Origin of the sequence: Anaerosporobacter mobilis DSM 15930 (assembly GCF_900142955.1) — a bacterium.
Lineage (GTDB): Bacteria > Bacillota > Clostridia > Lachnospirales > Lachnospiraceae > Anaerosporobacter > Anaerosporobacter mobilis.
Genome location: NZ_FRCP01000012.1, coordinates 97,133 through 120,104 on the forward strand (window position 1 = coordinate 97,133; position 22,972 = coordinate 120,104).

Consider the following 22,972-nt stretch of genomic DNA (forward strand, 5'->3'; position numbering starts at 1 on the left):
TAACGCTTGAATGTTTAAATGTCAAGTGGTCAGAATTAATTTTGTTAATAAAGTGACAATGGTTAAACGAGAAAAGATCGGTAGCATAATGACAGAAAGTATATGTTTTACTTCGATATATTGGCATGGTATAATAAGGTAATCTAATTCCTATAAGTCATTTCGTTGAAAGCGAGTGGTACCGACGAGCATGTCTATTTACTATGTTAGTTAATGAAAAGGAGACAGTTTATGCAGATTAATAATACATACATAAAAAACATTCATAGAGTAGAGTTTACTGTTAATAATTCCTGCACCAGTAGATGCAAGCATTGTTCAGAGGGGAAACTACCAGCTACCCATCGTTTAGATTCAGTACGAGCAGCCATGGCGCTTGAAGATTTATCGAGATGTAATCAAATTCGTTCCGTCATGACATTTGGTGGAGAGGCATTGATTTATCCAGAAATAGTATGTGATATTCATAGAGTAGCCAAAGAATGTGGAATTCCCAAGAGACAATTAATAACCAATGGGTGTTTTTCGAAGGATAATAATCGAATAAAAGAAGTTGCTATGATGCTAGAAGATAGTGGAGTGAATGATATCTTGCTATCAGTAGATTGCTTTCATTCTGAGTTTCTCCCACTTGAATGGGAGAGACAATTTGTCACAGCATTGTGTGAATATTATACAGGAAGACTTCGTCTTCAACCAGCTTGGTTAGTAGCAGAAGAAGATGATAATCCGTATAACCAGAAGACAAGAGAATGCCTTGCTTACTTTGATGATCTACATATAGAAAGAAATGAAGGTGGTGTTATCTTTCCAGAAGGTAGTGCGAGTATCTATCTAAAGGATTTCTTTGAAAAGAAACCAATGGATTACTCTTTTCAATGTGGTAAAGCCTTGTATACCACACCGCTCGATCAGGTATCTGAAATCATGATTGATTGTAATGGTGATGTGCTACCTTGTAATTTTGTCATAGGAAATATATTGGAGGAAGATATCATATCGATATTAAAAAGATACAATCCATATGAAAATCCATTCACCAAAGCTTTAATTGAAGATGGAATAAAAGGTTTAGTAGAAGTCGTTGGACAAAAGGAACTTAACATTAATCAAGAAGATTATTATTCTCCTTGTAGTTTTTGTAAAGCAGTAGCGAATGTAGTAAAAAGGAATACTTTATGAAGGTTCTGCGATTTAAGGTATTTACGGGAAAGTATTATAGTAAGTAAATCGGAAGATTTTAATGTTTAGATTTTTAATTACGTGAAACTACCTTATAATTTCTAATTAGCATTATCTTATATAAGCTGTAGAAATACTGAAACCATAGATTAAAATTGAACAAATGAGAACCTATAAAGTCAAGAAAGAGAGTAAAATAACTGTTATTATTTACTTGTAAGGAGGTGATGTTGTGGATTGGGTAACGGATATTCAAAGTACAGTCAATTATATTGAAGATCATATTAAAGATAAGGTAACGCTAGAAGAGTTAGCAGGTAGTATATATACTTCTACATTTTACTACCAAAAGATGTTTACACTTCTATGTAATTGTACAGTGAGTGAATATATTCGCAATCGAAGGCTTACGCTTGCTGGATATGAAGTTATTGATGCAGTAACTTCTATCATGGATCTTGCAATTGATTATCAATATGAGACGAATGAAAGTTTTACAAGAGCATTTACAAGATTTCATGGGATTACACCGTCAGAAGCAAGAAAAACACAAGCCAATCTGCAAGTATTCTCTAGAATTGATATTAAATCTAATTTATCAGGAGGGAAAGGACTTATGAGTAAATTAAGCGAGAGAGGTTATGTTGTTAGGGAAACAGGAGCTGTTTATCACACCATGGATATGGATAAAACGTTAGAATGGTTTCAGAAGATTCTTGGTTGGTATGGTCAGATTGAATCACGTGATGGTGAGGGCCTTGGTTTGTATGGTTGTGTAAATCATATTCCAATGGAGATGGAAGCACTGCATATAGCACCATTCACAGGAATTCATTTGTTTAAGGGAGAACCAGAAGAAAGAGTAGTTGGATTTATGTTAATCACGGGAGTAGATAACCTTTATAAATTTATTAAGTTGAATGGTTGGAACAAGGTTACTGAAGTAAAAGAGGAAGTGTGGGGAGGAAAAACTTGTTCAGTTACAACGATTGACGGATGTGTACTTACCTTTTTTGAAGTTTAGAATTAAGTTTTTACGTGAAACTACTTTTTATTTATAAGAAACTACATTTTATATCCAATAGAATCTGTTATACTTATATGTCGGTGGTTCAAATTCGTGTACAATACAAATTGGAGCCATCGATTTTATTGTTTGGATTAATATACGAAAGGATCTGTAGTTGTGAAAGAGAATCATTCAACATTACTCACGGAGGGGAGTATTTGGAAGAAAATTATTTTGTTTGCAATACCAGTCTTTTGGGGAAATGTGTTTCAACAGTTGTATACCATAGTAGATTCACTGATTGTTGGTAATTTTATCGGTAATGATGCACTAGCAGCAGTAAGTTCTTCTGGTAATTTGATATTTTTAATGGTTGGTTTCTTCAATGGTATCGCCATGGGAGCTGGCGTTGTCATATCAAAGTATTTTGGAGCTAAAGATTATAAGAAATTACAATTAGCAATACATACTGACATAGCATTTGGTTTGGTAGCAAGTGTAATTTTAACGATACTAGGAATTATATTCACTCCACAGATATTGAAGTGGATGGGAACACCAGAATCGGTTTTACCGAATTCAATTCTATTCTTCCGTATCTACTTTGTTGGAGTAACAGCAGTTGTTATGTATAACATAGCAGTTGGTATATTACAAGCAATTGGGGATAGCAGACACCCACTTTATTACCTGATTGTAGCTTCTATTGTCAATGTTGCCTTAGATCTCTTCTTTGTAGGAGTATTAAAGCTTGGGGTTGGGTCAGCAGCCTTAGCGACTGTTATCTCTCAAACAATCAGTGCAATATTGTGCTTCTATCGCTTAATGCATTATGATACAGTATATAGGGTTTCATTAAGTAAGATTCGTTTTAATGGCCCGATGTTTAAGCAGATTATACAGTTAGGTTTACCATCTGGGGTGCAAAATTCTATCATTGGTTTTGCTAATGTTATTGTTCAGTCGAATATTAATGCTTTTGGTGTTAATGCAATGGCTGGTTGTGGGGCATATTCAAAAATTGAAGGTTTTGCCTTCTTACCAATTACATGTTTTTCTATGGCATTAACAACCTTCGTTGGACAAAATCTTGGGGCTGGGAAGTTCGACAGGGTTAAGAAAGGAGCCAAATTCGGTATCGCCTGTTCTGTGACTATGGCAGAGATTGTCGGAATAATAATATGGATAGGGGCACCAATATTTATACGTCTATTCAACGATGATCCAACAGTTATTGCTTTCGGTACAAAACAATCAAGGACTGAAGCATTGTTTTATTGCTTATTAGCGTTTTCCCACTGTATAGCCGGAATTATGCGTGGCGCAGGTAAAGCAATTGTTCCGATGATAACAATGTTGATTACTTGGTGTTTGATTCGTATTACGTATATCACCGTAGCAGTTCATCTCGTGCCAAAGATTGGAGTAATCTTTTGGGCTTATCCATTAACATGGTCCTTAAGTTCTATTATATTCTTAATTTATTATAAGAAAGTAGATTGGTTGCACAATTTTGAGCGATTAGAAGCTAAAGCATAATGGACTACGTTGACATAACATACTCACACATAAATTTATGCAAATTGACGAAATTTAAATTAGCTTTTGACACTCTAACCAGTAAGTAATTATAGTAACAAGATAAGAGACAATTTTTATTCTTTTGGCACTCAGTTTGATCGTTAAACATGCCTTTAAGTAAGAGAATAAAAATTGTCTCTTTTTCTTTCTTTTACTCTGGTATGTAAGAATGAGCCATGCATAGTATAACCTGTTCTGTAGATAAATAAAATTGATATAGAGGAAAACTAACACTTGATATTTTATCTTAAAAAGTATATAGTAATAGTAATTATTATTACAATACTATATAATGTGTTTGAGATGATAAAAGTAATAGATTAAATCAATATATAGATAAAAATAAAAGAACTTAAGGTCTGGGAGGGCGTCAGTAATGACAATTAACATTCGAAAACGAAATAACTCGATAGAACCACTATGCGTGGAAAAGACAAAGAAAATGATTGCATTTGCATGTGAAGGATTGGACGGTTGTGATCCTATTGAATTAGAGCTAGATGCAAGAATACAATACGTTGATGGTATGACTACCAAAGCTATTCAGAAAGTATTAATCCAGACAGCAATTGAAAAAGTAATTCATGCAACAAGAGATGAATTCGGGAACATAACAAATCGTACCAATACTAATTGGCAGTACGTAGCGGCAAGATTGTTTGTATTTGATTTGTATAAGGAAGCAGCTATCAGTAGAGGGTATAAACATTTTGGTTATGGTGATTTTGTAGCATTAGTGGATACATTAACAGCTTCGAATCAATATGGCACTTATCTAAAAGAGAATTATACGAAAGAACAGATTCGGGAATTAGGCGAGTACATCAAACCTGAGAGAGATTATCTATTCAATTATGAAGGCGTAAAATTATTAGCTGATCGATATCTTATACGTAGCAGGGATGGGGGCGGTTGTGAACTTCCACAGGAACGTTTTCTAGTGATTGCAATGCATCTTGCAATACCAGAAGGTGAGAATAGAGTTAAGTATGCAAAAGAATTCTATGATGTTTTAAGCACATTGCAAATGACAGTAGCGACTCCTACTTTAGCGAATGCAGGAACTAGCTTCTATCAATTAAGTAGTTGCTTCATATCTACCGTGGGGGATAATCTTTGGTCAATCTATGATGTCAACCAAAAGTTCTCAAAGGTAAGTAAACATGGTGGGGCTTTAGGGATCTATTTAGGTAAGATTCGTAGTTTGAATAGTGAGATCCGAGGACACAAGAATGCATCAGGAGGAGTTATCCCATGGGTACGTCTATATAATGATACTGCTGTAGCAGTTGATCAATTAGGTCGCCGTAAAGGTGGGGCAACTGTTACACTTGATATCTGGCATGCTGATTTATATGATTTCCTTGAACTTAAGACGAACAACGGAGATGATCGTAGAAAGGCTCACGATATATTCACAGGATTAAGCATTCCAAACTTGTTCATGGAACGTTTGGAGACTAGAGGGGAGTGGTCCCTGTTTGATCCATATATGGTAAAGAAAGTTATGGGATTCTCCTTAGAAGATAGTTACGATGAAGTAGAAGATAAAGAATTTACAAGAAGATATCTCGCCTGTGAAGCCTGTGAAGAATTACCTAGAATCACAGTGAAAGTACTTGATATTATGAAGAAGATTATGAAAAGTGCTGTTGAGACAGGTGTACCTTTCTTATTCTTTAGAGATACAGTAAATCAGGCAAATCCCAATAAGCATGAAGGAATGATCTATGCATCAAATCTTTGTCAAGAAATTGCGCAAAATATGAGCGAGACTGAATTAATAGAAGAAGTTATAATAGAGGAAGCAGATGGTTCCAAACAAATCATTCATAAGATGAAACCGGGCGATATGGTTACTTGTAATCTGAACTCGATTAACCTTGGTAAAGTCGAAAAGAAAGATTTAGCACATAATATTCCTCTACAGATTCGAATGCTTGACAACGTTATTACCTTGAATCAAGTTCCTGAATTAGACGCTAAGATTACATCAGATAAATATCGTGCAATTGGACTTGGAACAAGTGGATATCATCATTATCTTGCGAAAAATCAAATCCCATGGGAAAGCGAAGAACATTTAGCGCAAGCGGATGAATTGTTTGAAGAGATCGCATACCAAGCGATTAAGGCCTCTATGGAATTAGCGAAAGAAAAGGGAGCTTATGATGCCTTCGAAGGTTCAGAATGGCAGACGGGAGCTTACTTTGATAAACGTGGGTATTCAAGTGAAAGATGGCAGAAGTTGAAAGCAGATGTAGCTAAGTATGGTTTACGTAATGGATATATTATGGCGGTTGCACCAACAGGAAGTACATCGAATATCGCCAATACTTCCGCAGGAATTGATCCAATCTTCAGACGTTTCTTCGTAGAAGAGAAGAAGGGGAGTTTTATAACAAAAACTGCACCGGAATTGAATGATCAAAACTATTGGTTTTACAAAGAAGCCCATACAATTGATCAACAATATTCCATTAAAGCCTGTGGAATTCGTCAACGTCATATTGATCAATCTCAATCCATTAATTTCTATATCACGCCTGAATATAAAGCCAAAGATATACTAAACTTATATGTAGAGGCTTGGAAGCAAGGACTTAAGACGATTTACTATATAAGAAACCAATCCCTTGAGATGGATGAATGTACAAGTTGTTCAAGCTAGAATTACTCTAACTTAAATGAATCAAGGTTCATAAGGTCATAAATAACGTTGGAGATAAAAATGGACCTTTGGAATCCTTAATACGAAATATATAAAGAAAAATGAGAGGAAAAGATATGGATAAAAAGAAAATATTTAACGAATTTGGTGTACGTGGTACAAGTAGTATGATAAATGGGAATACAACCAATCTACGAGAATGGAATAGAATTAAGTATGATTGGTCTAGGGTTTTATATCGGACTATGCTGAATAATTTTTGGATTCCAGAAGAGATTGCATTGAACGAGGATATAAAACAGTTTCCGTATCTAACGGATGGAGAGAGAAATGCGTTCGATAAGATTATCTCTTTCTTGAATTTCTTAGATTCCATTCAAAGTGAAAATCTCCCGAATATTTCGAGATATATTACAGCACCAGAAGTTACCTCTCTGCTAAATATTCAAGCCTTTCAAGAAGAGATTCATGCACAGAGTTATTCTTATATCCTTGACACAGTAACGAATCCAGTTACACGTGATAAGATTTATGATATGTGGCGTGAAGATGAGCATTTGTTAACAAGAAATAAATTTATAGCTGATATCTATCAACGATTTAATGAAGATCCGAATGAGCATAATTTTGTACGTGCCATTATAGCCAACTACATCCTAGAAGGTATTTATTTTTACTCAGGGTTCAGCTTCTTCTATACCTTAGCAAGACAAGGTAAGATGACAGCAACAAGTACGATATTCAAATACATCAACCGTGATGAAGTTACGCATCTTGTATTATTCCAAAACATCATCAAGGAGATGAGAATTGAGAATAAAGAGTTATTTACACCTGAATTTGAAGAAGAGATTCGTCAGATGATGAAAACTGGGGTAGAGCACGAGATATCCTGGGGGCAATATGTAACAGATAATCAAATTCTTGGAATTAACAATGAATTGATTGATAGATACATTAAGTACTTATCAAACCTAAGACTTAAAGCAATTGGAATCAGTGAATTATATCCTGATATTAAAGAACATCCAATGTCTTGGTTGGAATCTTTTGCCAACTTAAATAGTACGAAGACAGATTTCTTTGAAGCAAAAGTTACTAATTATACTAAGGCAGCAGCTTTTGATTTTGATGAATTAGAATAAAGAATGATTACAGAAAGGTAGGGAAAATTATGAATAAAATTGCAGTATTTGATACAAAACCATATGATAAGGAATGGCTTGAAAAGTTAGGCACAAACTATAAATTCAAATTTATCGAGAGTAAATTGAACAATGAAACAGTAGGACTAGCAAAAGGATGCCAAGGCGTTTGTGCATTCGTAAATGATGAAATCTGTAAAGAAACAATTGATCAACTTTATGATCTTGGAATTAACATTATTGCAATGAGATGTGCTGGGTATAGTAATGTTGATTTTAAATCGGCATTTGGCAAGGTACATGTTGTACGTGTACCGGTATATTCACCACATGCGGTAGCAGAACATGCGATGGCACTTTTGTTAGCAGTTAATCGTAAGATTCATAAAGCATATAACCGTACAAGAGACTTCAACTTTAGTCTGAGCGGATTGACGGGAATGGATTTATATGGGAAGACAATAGGTATTATCGGAACAGGAAAGATTGGACAAACATTTATTCAGATTTGCTTGGGATTTGGTATGCGTGTACTTGCATATGATTTGTATCCTGCTAAGAATACAGATCTTGAATATGTGGACTTAGACACCTTATTCAAGGAAAGTGATATTATCTCTTTACATTGTCCATTAACAGATCAAACAAAACATATATTATCAAAAGATGCATTCTCTAAGATGAAGAAGGGTGTATATATTGTCAATACTTCTCGTGGTGCGTTAATTGAGACAGAAGCTTTACTTGAAGCACTGAATGATGGAACCGTGGCAGGTGCTGGTCTTGATGTATATGAAGAAGAGGCAGATTACTTCTTTGAGGATATGTCTGGAGCTATTGTGAAAGATGATATGTTATCCCTTCTTGTATCAAAGCCAAATGTATTATTAACTTCTCACCAAGCCTTCTTAACCAATGAAGCATTAGAGAATATCGCTAAGGTTACAATTGATAACTTTGATGAGTACTTTGCAGGGGAATGTTTAACGAATGAAGTATGTTATCATTGCCAATCTGGTAAAGTGATTGAGAATTGCGCGAGGAAAGAATCAGGTCGTTGTTTCTAAGAGTATGCAAAAAAAGGGCGTTAATAAATAGCGTCCTTATTTTTTTACCTTTTTTAATAAAATGGAAATAGTTTCAAAGTAGGGAGCGATTAAATTCATAAGTATCCTTTTAATTTAGTTTTTCTTTAAAATCAATAGAAGTATTATGTAATATATGGTACAATATAAAATATATACAAAATTAGTGTAAAAAAACAATGCATATAAGTGAATTTAACATGACTAGGGGAATTATGGTTTTTCACTATTGTTTGAATGCATAATTAATTGGTGGTTAAGGAGGTACATGATATGAAAAAAGCAAAAAAGGAAATGGAAAAACAGAAAAAGAAAGTAAAGCAACCAAAAGAGAAAGTAAAGAGATCAAAAAAGAAAGTGAAGCAAAATGAAATATCTCAGAAGGAATCTAGAAAAAGGAAGTTACGTACTGCTCTACTAATGGGTTTTGCTGCACCAGTAATATTTATATTTTCCTTGGGATTTATATCTTATAATCTAGCATCAGATGCGATGATTAAGAATTATGAGAGTTCTTCCAATGATATCTTAGAAGCAAATGCTAGATATATGGAAAGTATATTTGAAGAAGTTGCCACACAATCAATTAAAATCATTACGAATAAGAACTTCGATTATTACTATAATGGAAAAAGTGATGACATGTTCGAGAACTTAGAGTACATGAGGAATCTTAAGAATGATGTTATGACGAACAGTGTGCTTATAGATGGGATAAGAAGTATGTATATCCTTAGTAATAATAGAGCTCCTATTGTTACAGGCAATGATCAAATTCAAAATTCACCGTATGAACTGTTTACTTCTACAGATTTAATAGCGGGAGAATCTAAAAAAGATGGTTGGTATGGCTCGCATAGTGCAATTGATGCGAAAGAAAAAAAGGGGTATGGGTTATCCTACATTAAGGAAGCGCTAAAGGGAAAAGCATACGTAATAACCGATATTGATCATGGATATGTAGAGTCTATGCTTGATAATATGTATCAAGAAGGAGCAATTACTTCCATCGTAACAAAAGATGGAGTAGAGGTATATTCTACTGAGTCAAAAGTTGGAGAAGACAATATATTTGCTAATCAAGATTATTACATAAAAGTATTAGAATCGGGGAAGACAAGTGGGCATGAATATGTGACTTTAAACGATGTGAACTATCTATTTACATATAGCAAAGTTGGAGAAACAGAATTAGTATTATGTAACTTGATTCCGAAAACAATTATTCTTAAGAATGCAACTTCAATCGGAAAAGCAAGTATTGCATTTGCCATTGTGTCTGCGATTATAGCATTGATGATTGGGACAGCATTAGCAAGAGGTATTGGTAAAGCAATTGGAGACATGAAAGATACAATGGAAAGCGTAGCACAAGGTGATTTGACAGTTCAGTTTAAAACTAAGCGAAAAGATGAGTTTAAGATATTAGAAAACAGTCTGTCCAATATGATTGGTAACATGCAACACCTTGTAAAAGAAGTAGCTGAGGTTAGTGACAGGGTAAATGTTTCGGCAGAAGACTTGTCGAATACCTCTTCAATTGTGTTAGAATCCTCAAAGAATATATCAATTGCAATAAATGAAGTTGCGATAGGTTCTTCCAAACAAGTAATTGATACAGACTCTTGTTTGAAACAGATGTCAACATTATCAGACATGGTTAATAAAGTATATGATGAAACCAATGAAATTGATGGCTTGTTCGAGAATACTATGGAAACAGTGGCAAGTGGATTGACAATTGTGAATAATTTGAATGATAAAGCAAAGGCAACTTCACAGATAACAAAAGAGATATCAATAGGAATGAAAAACCTGGAAGAGAATTCTCGTTCCATTGAGAATATCGTTAATGCAATTAATGAGATTTCTGAACAAACAAACTTACTATCATTGAATGCTTCCATTGAAGCAGCTAGAGCTGGTGATTCTGGTAGAGGTTTTGCAGTAGTAGCAGGAGAAATTAGAAATCTAGCTACCAAGTCAATGGAATCGGCAAATCAGATTCAAGAAATCATTAATTCCATTCAATATCAAACAAATGCAACAGCGAAAACAACACAGAAGGCAGAACAAATTGTTCTAACACAAGAAAAGGCTTTACAAGATACGATTCAAGTATTTGGTAGCATTAATAAACTAGTAGAAGATTTGGTATTAGAACTTGATAAGATTAAACAGTATGTAGCAGGCATGGAAAGTGCAAGGAATGATACCTTAGATTCTATACAGAATATCTCAGCAGTTTCTGAAGAATCGGCGGCAGCCTCCGAGGAAGTTAGTGCGACTGCAATTAGTCAATCGGAAGAGATTGAGCAATTAGCGGGTGCAGCAGAGGGACTTACTAATGATGCGAAAGTATTACAACAAGCAATCGGTAAATTTAAGATTTAGGTAATAGAAGAAGGTAGATTTAAGAGTGTTGATATGTGGAGAATGACCACAAATAACTAATAAATGGTACTTTGCTAATGTATGCAATATATTAGCAAAGTACCATTTTGTTGTTTTGTAAAAATTGTTTTGTAAATAGATGATATGTATGGTAATATTGAATAATTGATGAGTATATATTGCAAAACTACTAAATAATAAGATGGTTTACAAAATATAATTATACTATTTAGCTAATTTGTATGTTTTCTAAGCAATAAAAATCAACAAAATATCAAATGTGGCTAGATACTTGTACTGGGAGGATTCTTATGAAATTAAAGCGTATAAAATGGTCTAAAATGCAGCTAAAGACAGTTTTTTATATATCGTTTTTTAGCTTTATAATATGTCCTATATTAATTGTGCTGGTTACGGTACTGAATATACTTAATCAAGAATTTAAAAAGCAGGCAATTGAAAATATTAAGCAAGTACACGAAACAATAGTAACGGAATTGGTTTCTGATATTGGAGTTATGTCTATGAGATTATCCCATCTAATCTACAGTAATAACAATGAAATATTAGATTATGCAGCAGGAACAGACTCAGAGGACCTGAAATCTAGATATGATTCTTCTCAAAAGTTAAATCAAGCAAGTAGTCTGGCTTTGGAGCCGGCATCTAATATAATTTCCGTGGGATTTTATATGAAGGATCAAAGAATCTCATATTATAAGAATACAATCAATAAATCATATGAGGAAACAAGTAGTAGTACATGTTATAGGACCGCAGTTAAAAACAAGAATCAGGTAGTTATTGGATTCATAAATAATGATTTAAACAACGGCCTCTACGCGGGAGCAAAAAAGAATTCATTAGTATTAGTGTTTGCTTTCGCGCCTGATCGTAGGACCGATCGATCTGAGAAGATAGAGATGGTTATGTTTTACCAAAATTCAGGGGTTGCTGATAAAATTAAGAATTATAATAGAGAATATCTAAAGGGAAATAATAATTTCGGTATTATGGAAATGAAATCTAGTGATGGAGAAAATATATTTACTACGTTAGATGGAGAAGAGAATTATAACAACTCGAAATATACACAGATTACAACACCTTTAAAATTATATTCGGATACATGGTACATAAACAGTTACATAAAAACAAGTGATTTGAGTGCAAGTTTTTGGAGGGTTGCGCTTTGGGTTTTATTAGTTGCATTGATTATATTACTTTTAGTAGGTTATTATTCTAGTTATTTCTTGAGAAGTATAGTAAAGCCAATTCAAAGAATAAATTATGGTTTAAGACAGATTGAAGAGGGGGAACTACAAATCCATATTGAACCAGGTGGACAGTATGAAATTCGTACAATGATTCATTCTTTTAATTCAATGGTACGAAGATTACAAGTATTAATTTCTGATTATGAAGAGAAAGTAAGGACTAGCGAAAAAACATTAGAGGATTATTTTACAGGAATGATTACTGGTGAGATAACTCCAGCTGAGGTGAATAGAAAATCAAAATACTTTTTTGAAGATAGTTATGTTATTCTAGGATTTGTTCTTAATAAAGGTAAAACGAATGAGAGCGAGTATAATGAGATGGAAAAGCTCCATTGTAATTTTGAACGCAACCTAAGGTTTAGTTCACGATGTATTGCATATATTGAGAATCCTACTATCATGTATGCATTCTATCGTATAACAGAAGAAGATTATGTAGTAAATATCTATAGTATGATACAGGAGTTGCAAAAATCAACATATAGTGAACATGGAATTGATATTACTGTTTGTATTAGCAAAAAGCAATATGGTTATGGGAATTTTCTTGAGGAATTAGAGCATTTGAAAGGTAGTTTTGATTTCCGTTTTCTGAAAGGAAAGAATGCCATTGTTGATTGTAATAAAGAAGATGAACTTATGGATCAAATAATACAATATTCAAATCAATATTTGGATTTTTCCAAAGCTTTATATATAGCTGATGAAAGGACCGTTATTCCGGAAAAAGAAAAGTTGTTTGAAGTATTGAATAAAGCATCACTTAGAGAGGGGCAATTACATGTATTAGGATTGATTCTTGAAATTGCAAAGAAGTTCTATTCGAACCATGCCAATTTTTATGAGATCTTTGGTGAACAGTATAATTATTATGAGAAATTAGAACGGATAGAAGATATTCGTAGTTTAAAGCTATGGCTAACAAATTACATAGATTGGATTATTGATTATTCGGTAGAAAAACTATACATTAAAGAAAATGATATTATACTGAAAGCGAAAAGGTATATAGGCAACCATTATGAAAATTCTGATCTAACGCTGAAAGAAGTAGCCGATTATGTGGAATTGAATGAGAAATATTTTACAAGTAAATTCTCAAAAGAAACAGGAGAGACATTCATAAGTTATCTTACATCCCTTAGAATCGAAAAGGCTAAAGATTTATTAAAGACAACTAATTTTAAGATATATGAGATAGCAGAGATGGTTGGATATCGTAATGTGGAGAATTTTAATAGGGTTTTCAAAAAAAATACTGGTACAAGCCCTGCACAGTATCGAAAAACGGCTTAAAAACAATGTAGACACTCAATATACTATATGTATGAAGAGTGTCTATGTTTTATTCTTTAACTATGTATTTCTTACTATTTAACAGGAATACGAACGAATTATCAAGATATCAATACCATAACATGTGAAAATTAATCAAGAAATATGAAGTTTTTCCATAGTGATTGGAAGGAAAGATTGTTATGATACAGCTATCAAAAAAAAGGAGGAATTTTATGAAAAAGCAAAAACTTATGGCAACTATTTTAACGTGTATTCTTTTAGCAACTTCTATAGTAGGTTGTTCTAAAACGAATAACAAAAAGGAAGAGGTTACACCTTCTACTTCAGAAACGACAGATACTACTAATACAGAAGAGGAGGAAAAAGGACAAGAAAAAGACTTATCAGCTTCACTAACATTTGCTATCTGGGATAATAATCTTAATGATTTTATTGAGCAAAACGATATGGTAGGTAAGTTCCAAGAGAAATATCCCAATATTGATATTGAAGTAGAAAAAGTTAAAGATGACAGTGAATATTGGAACACTATGAAGATAAGAGCATCTGCAAATCAACTACCAGATGTTATGTTTAATAAGCCTTTTACTTTATCAAGATTTAAAGATTACTTAATTGATTTAAAAGATACAGTTGCTTGTTCAAACAATGAATTGGCATCAGGATATGCGATTGATGGAAAAGTACTAGGAATTCCAATGACTTCAGGATATGAATATGTATACTATTGGAAAGATCTTTTTGCAGAAGCAGGTGTAGAAGTACCTACAACTTGGAGCGAATTAGAAGAAGTATCGAAGACATTACAAGCTTATTATGAAAAAGATAATAAGGATTTCATGGCAATTGCCTGTGGATTAAAGGATTCATGGCCAGATTATCCATATATGGAGTTTATGCCAGCTCTTGAATCAGGTAATGGACAAAACTGGAATACAATGACTACACAAGATGCTCCATTCTCAGAAGGAACGGATATATATAAAGCATATAACAAAGTACATAGTTTATTTACTTCTGGGGTATTAGGAAAAGATCCTTTAGGTTTAGGAAATGATCAAGCAACTACGTTATTCGCAACAAAAGGTGCAGCTATGATTGCTTTAGGAGATTGGGGACTTCAAAACATTAAGAGTGCAACGGAAGATGTATCTCAATTAGGTACGTTCTATTTACCAACAAGAAACACAGAATCAGATCCATACAATGTAATTGTACAAGGGGATTCCTTCATGGGAGTAACAACACATTCAAAAAATCAAGAGGCTGCAACCGCTTTTGTTGAGTGGTTTTACTCAGAGGCTTGGTACCCAGACTTTCTTAATTATGTTTCTTCGGCCTCTGCTATGAAGAACTTTACGAAAGACAAAGACCCTGTACTTGCTGAATCAGATACACTTTGTCCTGATAAAGTATTGGTTATGTATGATGGTGGTGGAGACGATTTCGCTTCAATTCAAAATGAGACTACCTTTGACTATAAGATGTTAGGTGCTCAAATGTCTATTAGTGATTTTGATTTAAATAAGGAATTTGAAAAACTTAATGCTGCATGGAAGGATGCGAGAGCAAACCTCGGAATAAAATAAAACAATTATTAGCATAGAGGCTACAGTTGGTAGCCTCTAAATAGGTCAACTGCCAATTTGATACGTCTCAAATTGGCGCGTTAACCTAAGATAAGGAGGCAGCTGTGAGTAAATTATCTAGAAAAAGAAAACAATTTATTTTTATTTCACTTGTTATACCGTTACTTTTATTAATAGCATTTGTAGTATTTCCGGCATTCGATTTGTTTAAAATGAGTTTTACTAATTGGGATGGGTACTCACCATCTAGTAAGTTTATTGGGATTGATAATTATATCTCCATGCTAAAGAATAGCGACTTATGGCTTTCGTTAAAAAACAATGCTGTTTACTTCGTAGTACATTTATTAATGATACCAGTGGAACTGGGGTTTGCAGTTTTACTTATAAGTAAATTAAGAGCTGCAAAGTTCTACAAGACAATGGTTTTTATGCCATACATCATTAATGGTGTTGCCATTGCTTATGTATTCTCTTATTTTTTCTCACCAATCAATGGTGCATTTGATTCTATTTTACAAGTGCTTAATTTGGATAGCTTGTCTCGTAATTGGTTATCAGATGTTAAAATTGTAAACTATGTGCTTTCGTTTGTATCCGTATGGAAATATAGTGGTTATCATGTAATCTTGTTTATGGCAGCCCTTCAATCAATACCAAAAGATCTTGAAGAGGCAGCAAAAGTGGATGGAGCAACAACAGTTCACATATTTAAGTTCATTCAGGTTCCAGCAATTATGTTGATGGTAGATTTTGTATTATTTGATAATATAAGAGGTGCCTTACAAGTGTTTGACATTCCTTTTGTTATGACATCAGGTGGCCCAGGTTATGCATCATCGACCTTTACCCTGTATACAATCAAAACAGCCTTTACGTTTTCTAACTTTGGCTTGGCTTCAACAATGGCAGTTGCAATTATGGTGTTAATTATTGTAATTTATATAATTCAAAATAAAATCATTCACGGTTTCGTTTTAAAGAATAGGAGGTAACAGCATGGTTAAGAGAGTTTCTAATCAAGTTATGAAGCAGATAATATGTATAGCCATGGTATTAATTGTATTAGCACCTATCCTATTAACATTATTTGCATCATTAAAAACAAAAGCAGATATGGTGTTGACTTCACCTTTGTTACTACCTCCATTAAAGAATATTACATTTGATAATTTCGCAAAGGTATTGACGGATAAATATCTATTATTAGGTTTTAAAAATACAGGAATTATGTTAGTGGTATCATTATTTTTTAATGTAATGTTTGGTACAATTACAGCATTTATAATTGAACGATTTGATTTTCGTGGTAAGAAGATAGTAGTTGGACTTTTCTTTATTGGTATGTTGATTCCGACATTTGTAACAGAAATCTCTAGATTCAAAGTGATACAAGGGTTGAATCTGTATAATACGTTAGGTGCACCAATTATTATATATATCGCATCGGATTTAATGCAATTATACATATATAGACAGTTTATCTCAACGCTTCCAGTGTCACTAGATGAAGCTGCTTTAATAGATGGGTGTTCGTATTTTAAGCTTTTTAGAAAGATAATATTTCCTTTATTAGCGCCGGCTACGGCTACCGTTTGTATTATTAAAGCTATTAATATTATAAACGATATGTATATACCATACCTCTATATGCCAAAGAATAAGCTTAGAACATTAACGACATTTTTGATGAATTATGCGAATGCGCAACAAGGGTCTTGGCAGACACTAGCCGCAGGGATAATAATAATAATGATTCCAACGATTATTATATATGTTTTCTTTCAAAGATATATATTGGCAGGGATTGCAGCTGGAGCGGTAAAGGAATAAGATATTGCCGTTGAGCTAGCAGTATAACAGGGAAGGCCTGTGATAGGCAGGGCATAATAATAATAATAATAAAAGCAGATTATAAAAAGGTCTTATCAATTTGATTGATAGGTACCTTTTTATTTGTTTATTCATCAAAGCAATAGAAAAATTATGTATTTTATGGTATAATGTGAGATATATGCAAAATTTTTGATAAAGTGATGCGTATAAGTGATTTAAACATGACTTGGGGATTGTGTTTTATCACGATTATTACATAATGGAAGTATGTTTAAGGAGATTCATAACATGAAAAGTGGAAAAAAGGAAACTAAAAAACAAAAGAGGGAAGTAAAACTACCAAAAGTGAAAGTTAAACAAACCAAAAAGAATGTAACGAAAGGCAAAATGTCTACCAAAAGATCTAAGAAAAAGAAGCTGCGTACGGCTTTAATAATGGGTTTTGTTGCGCCAGTAATATTGATATTTGCGTTAGGGATCATATCTTATGACTTAGCATCGGATGCAATAGTTAAGAATTATGAGAGCTCTTTTAGTCAAGTCCTAGAGGCAAATTCTAGGTATATGGAGAGTAAGTTTACAGAGGTTGATACACAAGTAGTAAAGCTAATAACCAGTAAGAATTTCGAGTATTACTATAAAATGAAAAATAATGATATGTTCGAGGATTTACAGTACATGAGGAATCTGAAGAATGATGTTATGACGAATAGTGTACTTATAGATGGAATAAGAAATATGTATATTATCAATGATACAAAAGCGCCAATCGTGACAGGGAATGATGGCATTCAAGATTCGGCCTTCGAATTGTTTAGCTCTACAGATTTAATGGAGGGGAATTCTGAAAAAGATGGTTGGTATGGTCTACATAGTGCAATTGATGTGAGAGTAGAGAGAGGATATGCTTTAACATACATCAAAGAAGCAGTGAAGGGAAGTACATACATTATAACAGATCTTGATTATAAGTATGTACAGATGATGTTAGATAAGATCTATCAAGACGGTTCTATTACTTCACTTGTAACAAAAGATGGTGTTGAGATATATTCCTCGCAATCAGAAGTTGGAGAAGAGAATATATTTATCGATCAAGATTATTACAATGAAGTATTAGAAGTAGATGATATGAACGGTTATAAGTATGCAACAATAAACGGTGTGAAATATCTATTTAACTATAGTAAAATTGGGAATACAGATTTAGTATTATGTAATTTGATTCCGGAGACCATTATTCTTAAGAATGCGACTTCAATTGGTAGAACAAGTATTGCATTTGCCATTGTGTCAGCAATTATCGCTATGTTCATTGGAACTGTTTTAGCTAGAGGGATTGGTAAAGCAATAGGAGATATGAAAGATACTATGGAAAGCGTAGCGCAAGGTGATTTAACAGTTCAATTCAAAACCAAGCGTAAAGATGAGTTTAAGATATTAGAAAACAGTCTGTCCAATATGATTGGAAACATGCAACAGCTAGTTAAAGAAGTTGCTGAGGTTAGTGACAGGGTAGAGGTTTCGGCAGAAGACTTATCGAATACCTCTTCAATTGTGTTAGAATCTTCAAAGAATATATCAATTGCAATAAATGAAGTTGCTATAGGTTCCTCAAAACAAGTAGTAGATACAGATGCTTGTCTGAAACAGATGTCAACATTATCAGATATGGTTAATAAAGTATATGATGAAACCAATGAAATTGATGGATTGTTTGAGAATACAATGGAGACAGTTGCCAGTGGATTGACAATTGTGAATAATCTAAATGATAAAGCAAAGGCAACTTCACAAATAACAAAAGAGATATCAACGGGTATGAAAAATCTCGAAGAGAATTCACGTTCCATTGAGAGTATTGTTAATGCAATTAATGAGATTTCAGAACAGACTAACTTATTATCACTGAATGCTTCTATAGAAGCAGCTAGAGCTGGGGATTCAGGTAGAGGTTTTGCAGTAGTAGCAGGCGAAATTAGAAATCTAGCAACTAAGTCAATGGAGTCAGCGAATCAAATTCAAGAAATCATTAATACCATTCAATATCAAACAAATGAAACAGCCAAGACAACACAAAAGGCAGAACAAATCGTTCTTACACAAGAAAAAGCATTACAAGATACGATTAATGTGTTTGGAAACATTAATAATCTGGTAGAAAATTTGGTATTAGAACTTAATAACATCAAGCAGTATGTAGCAGGTATGGAAAGTGCAAGGAATGATACTTTGGATTCTATACAGAATATCTCAGCAGTTTCTGAAGAATCAGCTGCAGCATCTGAGGAAGTTACTGCTACGGCAATTAGTCAATCGGAAGAGATTGAACAATTAGCAGATGCAGCAGAGGGACTTACGAGTGATGCGAAAGTATTGCAACAAGCAATCGGTAAATTTAAGATATAATTAGTATTATTAATGCAGATGATTGCGAGAGTCTGGATAGGCTTTCGTAATCATCTGTTATGTTTAGGGAACAAGAGGGGAAAGTAAGCTAATGTATACGATTAAGAAAATAGTTGATAAAGAAGAAAAAGCGAGAATAGCAGATGAGATCTTGCATATGCTACCGGATTGGTTTGGAATTGAAGAATCTGCACAGGAATACATAAGAGAGAGTAAGTTAATGCCTTTTCTTGTGGCATACGAAGATGAAACTGCGGTAGGTTTTTTAGCAATTAAGGAGACATCTCCATATGCGGCGGAGATTTATGTTATGGGAATACTACCACAATATCATAGAAGCGGAATAGGAAAACAGTTATTCGATGCTTGCTACCAGTGGTGTAGAGAACATAACATGGAATATCTACAAGTGAAGACTCTGGATTATTCAAATGAGGATACTAACTATGCGAAAACAAGATGTTTTTATGAATCTATGGGATTTCGACCAATGGAGTGCTTTAAAACCCTATGGGATGAATGGAATCCATGTCTTATAATGATACAAGCAATCAGATAGTTTTTCTTATAAGGATAGTCTGGTATTTTTTTGATATCCAAATCCTAAATACACGGTTTATGGGAAGGAGCGTGTTCGTAAATTGCTAAAGATTGGTGAATTTTCTAAGATTACAGGTATTAGCATATACATGCTAAGAAATTATGATAAGATCGGATTACTGATACCCAAATATATTGCTGGAGATAGTGGATATCGGTATTATGGAGAAGAACAAATCCCTGTTGCTAATCATATAAAGGTCCTGAAGGAGTTAGGATTTTCATTGCGGGAAATTGGTGAAATACAAATTGATGATTCTAATAAAAAAGAAAATCCTACTGCAGAAACAGTAAAATTCCTGTCTAATAAGATTTACGAAAAGGAAGAAGAGATTAAACGTATCCAGGTTCAGATTAGACAGATGAAAGATGCATTAGAAGAAGTAAGTAAGCAAGAACAATGTGCGTTATCTGTAACAATTAAGAAGATTCCTGCTCGGAATGTGATTTATCTAAGGGATTATATTCACACATTTGAAGAAGAAGGAAGACTTTGGGCAGAGATTGAGAAAATAATACAGGAAAAGAATTTTCGTTTAACGGATAGTACATATTCGTTTGCTATTACTCATAAGGCCGATTTCATGTCAAGTTGTTTTGATGTAGAAGTACAATTAGAAGTTGAAAAGTTATACCGAGATGAAGAACGAGTTCATTTCAAAAAGATTATGGAATGTGAGGCAGCCACGTTAGCCTTCCAAGGTGTTTATAGTAAAATAGGTGAGATTAACTCCTATATGTATCAATGGGTTAAGAAGAATGGATATCAGATTAGTGGTAAGGCGTTTACAAGATACTATTTATCTCCAGGGAACGAACCGAATCCAGAAAACTATGTAACAGAAGTTTGTTTTCCAATTAAAAAAATAAGTTGACTCTAGCATTGTACTAGGGTTTATCCTCTTTCTATACAAAACAGAAGGAGGATTTTTTATGTGTAAGAAGATGATTACGTTACCGCATCATGTAAGTGATTATGAATGCATGTGGAATGGGATAGAGGATATCTATCAATTGAAGAGTGGAGAGAAGCTTCCAGACTATTTCTTTTTCGCTTTAGCGGGATATGGTGATTTTGCGTATATAAAGCAAAAGATTCAACAAGGAGATACGTATGAGAGAACAGTTCATGCAGCTTGGAATGATGGTAGAACCAAGAAGATGTATGAGAGACTAGCTAGTATCGTCGGCTTTCAGTACAAACATATTGAAGGTAGAACATTCCATTATACAATGAAGAAAGCAAAAGAACAGATCAATCAGGGGATGCCAGTTGTGTTAGGGGCGCTAGATATGTATTACCTTCCATATTATCCAAAGTTCTATGAGAAGATACATATTCCCATTCATTATGTGTTAATGGTGGGGTATGATGAAGAAGCAAATTGTGTATATGTACAAGACTGTGGATTAGAAGGAGAACAAGTTCTATCAATGGATATTCTTGAGAAAGCACTTGCAATTGAGAAGACAGGTTTAAGTGATAAGAATGCAATTTGCCTACTTACGTTTGATGAACAACTAAAAAGTGTAGGCGAAATAGCAACGAAGGCATTAACTCAGAAAGCAAAATCACAGCTATATCCGCCAGTTAAGTTTCTTGGGATACCAGGAATGAGAAAACTTGCCAAGGAGTTTCAACAATTACAGAATGAACTAACTGAGGAACAATATAATCAGATGATTACCAATATACTTATGTTCACAGGTACGGTACCTTGTTTACCTAATGCGGTGTTAGGAAGTAAGGAAAAAGATTTTGTAAAGCATATGGCTGCCAGGGAAGAATTAGCAGGCGTGTTAAGAGTAATTGGAAAAGAGTATGAAATTAAAGAGTATGAAAAAGCAGCAGATTACTTTATAGAGAGTGGATTATATATACAAGAGATGTCTGATTGGTTTACGGCATATCTGTTGCAAGAAAAAGCGGCTTGTGATAGTCTAGGAGAAAGGGTTAGTGAGTTGATTTATAAAATCGCAAGTATAGAAGAAAAGGCTTATATATCCATTTTGAAGTAGATAATTGAGTAATTTTTGTAGTAGGTAAAGAGATAGCAATGAACTATATGTGCAAAAAAAGTGTGGAACCTTATAACATAAGGAAAGGAGGAGTTGACGGAGTAGTCGACTAGGTAAAAGATGAAGATAGAGATGAATAAGAAAGAAATGTTACAAAAAAAGGTAGACTATAAGAGAATATACAAGGAACTATATGTTCCTAAAACAATGCCTATGATTATTGAAGTACCACCCATTTCTTACCTCATGATTGATGGGAATGGGAATCCAAATACTAGTGAAGAATACAAGCATGCGATGGAAGTACTATATGGAATATCATTTACCATAAAGATGAGTAAGATGAATGGAACACAACCAGAGGGATATTTTGAATATGTAGTTCCACCGTTAGAGGGACTTTGGAGTGTAGCAGATGACAAATTCGTTGGAACAACACCAATTGAGAACAAAGATTTATTCTTGTGGACTTCTATGATTCGCCAACCAGAGTTTGTTACACAAGAAGTTTTTGAATGGGCAAAAAAGGTATTGCATAAGAAGAAACCAGAACTTAATCTGTCCGATGTAAGACTAGAAACCTTTGAAGAAGGCTTATGTGCGCAGGTTATGCACATCGGTCCATTTGATAATGAGCTTACTACGATACAGAGATTAGAAGAATATATTATAGAACAAGGATATCAAAGCGATATTAATACGTATCGAAGGCATCATGAAATATACCTTTCTGATCCAAGAAAATGTAGTACTGATACTTTAAAGACCGTAATTAGACATCCAATCAGAAAGTAGGATATAAGAAAAATTAGAGGGCATGTTGGAAGATTCATTTATCAAACACGCCCTCTGTTTTTACTTATATTCTTCTTG

16 protein-coding genes are annotated in these 22,972 nt (G+C 33.8%); all 16 read left to right on the forward strand.

Features of this window, described 5'->3' with window-relative positions:
• The first annotated feature begins 231 nt into the window (after window positions 1–231).
• The 16 genes from BUB90_RS12100 to BUB90_RS12175 all read left to right on the forward strand — a co-directional run bounded on the left by BUB90_RS12100 (window position 232) and on the right by BUB90_RS12175 (window position 22,894).
• Entirely contained in the window at window positions 232–1,182 is a 951-nt protein-coding gene (locus BUB90_RS12100) for a radical SAM/SPASM domain-containing protein (protein ID WP_073288048.1), read from the forward strand.
• Between the two features lie 232 nt (window positions 1,183–1,414).
• Window positions 1,415–2,206: a helix-turn-helix domain-containing protein gene (locus BUB90_RS12105; protein WP_073288050.1), complete on the forward strand. Its 792-nt coding sequence runs from the start codon at window positions 1,415–1,417 to the stop codon at window positions 2,204–2,206.
• A 162-nt stretch (window positions 2,207–2,368) separates the two neighbouring features.
• Window positions 2,369–3,730 (forward strand): MATE family efflux transporter, encoded by a 1,362-nt coding sequence (locus tag BUB90_RS12110; protein ID WP_073288052.1) that lies wholly within the window; start codon window positions 2,369–2,371, stop codon window positions 3,728–3,730.
• Between the two features lie 418 nt (window positions 3,731–4,148).
• A complete protein-coding gene (locus BUB90_RS12115) occupies window positions 4,149–6,443 on the forward strand; it encodes a ribonucleoside-diphosphate reductase subunit alpha (RefSeq protein ID WP_073288054.1) in 2,295 nt (764 codons plus the stop codon).
• Window positions 6,444–6,559: 116 nt separating this feature from the next.
• The gene (locus BUB90_RS12120) at window positions 6,560–7,588 is read left to right on the forward strand and encodes a ribonucleotide-diphosphate reductase subunit beta (RefSeq protein ID WP_073288057.1); all 1,029 of its coding nucleotides are present in this window, start codon (window positions 6,560–6,562) and stop codon (window positions 7,586–7,588) included.
• Window positions 7,589–7,617: 29 nt separating this feature from the next.
• Window positions 7,618–8,655 carry a 2-hydroxyacid dehydrogenase gene (locus BUB90_RS12125; RefSeq protein ID WP_073288059.1) on the forward strand — a complete coding sequence of 346 codons (1,038 nt, stop codon included), beginning with the start codon at window positions 7,618–7,620 and terminating at the stop codon, window positions 8,653–8,655.
• Window positions 8,656–8,946: 291 nt separating this feature from the next.
• On the forward strand, window positions 8,947–11,067 hold the full coding sequence (locus tag BUB90_RS12130; RefSeq protein ID WP_073288061.1) for a methyl-accepting chemotaxis protein: 2,121 nt from the start codon (window positions 8,947–8,949) through the stop codon (window positions 11,065–11,067).
• Window positions 11,068–11,378: 311 nt separating this feature from the next.
• On the forward strand, window positions 11,379–13,643 hold the full coding sequence (locus tag BUB90_RS12135; protein ID WP_073288063.1) for a helix-turn-helix domain-containing protein: 2,265 nt from the start codon (window positions 11,379–11,381) through the stop codon (window positions 13,641–13,643).
• 215 nt (window positions 13,644–13,858) lie between these two features.
• The gene (locus BUB90_RS12140; protein WP_073288065.1) at window positions 13,859–15,235 is read left to right on the forward strand and encodes an ABC transporter substrate-binding protein; all 1,377 of its coding nucleotides are present in this window, start codon (window positions 13,859–13,861) and stop codon (window positions 15,233–15,235) included.
• Window positions 15,236–15,339: 104 nt separating this feature from the next.
• Window positions 15,340–16,230 carry a carbohydrate ABC transporter permease gene (locus BUB90_RS12145; RefSeq protein ID WP_073288067.1) on the forward strand — a complete coding sequence of 297 codons (891 nt, stop codon included), beginning with the start codon at window positions 15,340–15,342 and terminating at the stop codon, window positions 16,228–16,230.
• 4 nt (window positions 16,231–16,234) lie between these two features.
• Window positions 16,235–17,068 (forward strand): carbohydrate ABC transporter permease, encoded by an 834-nt coding sequence (locus tag BUB90_RS12150; protein ID WP_073288069.1) that lies wholly within the window; start codon window positions 16,235–16,237, stop codon window positions 17,066–17,068.
• A 291-nt stretch (window positions 17,069–17,359) separates the two neighbouring features.
• Entirely contained in the window at window positions 17,360–19,480 is a 2,121-nt protein-coding gene (locus BUB90_RS12155; protein ID WP_073288071.1) for a methyl-accepting chemotaxis protein, read from the forward strand.
• Between the two features lie 91 nt (window positions 19,481–19,571).
• On the forward strand, window positions 19,572–20,039 hold the full coding sequence (locus BUB90_RS12160) for a GNAT family N-acetyltransferase (protein ID WP_073288073.1): 468 nt from the start codon (window positions 19,572–19,574) through the stop codon (window positions 20,037–20,039).
• A gap of 82 nt (window positions 20,040–20,121) precedes the next feature.
• Window positions 20,122–20,955 (forward strand): MerR family transcriptional regulator, encoded by an 834-nt coding sequence (locus BUB90_RS12165; RefSeq protein ID WP_073288075.1) that lies wholly within the window; start codon window positions 20,122–20,124, stop codon window positions 20,953–20,955.
• Window positions 20,956–21,013: 58 nt separating this feature from the next.
• Window positions 21,014–22,099 (forward strand): BtrH N-terminal domain-containing protein, encoded by a 1,086-nt coding sequence (locus BUB90_RS12170; RefSeq protein WP_073288077.1) that lies wholly within the window; start codon window positions 21,014–21,016, stop codon window positions 22,097–22,099.
• Window positions 22,100–22,231: 132 nt separating this feature from the next.
• Complete coding sequence (locus tag BUB90_RS12175) at window positions 22,232–22,894, forward strand: GyrI-like domain-containing protein (RefSeq protein WP_242952535.1); 663 nt, start codon at window positions 22,232–22,234, stop codon at window positions 22,892–22,894.
• Window positions 22,895–22,972 lie beyond the last annotated feature (78 nt).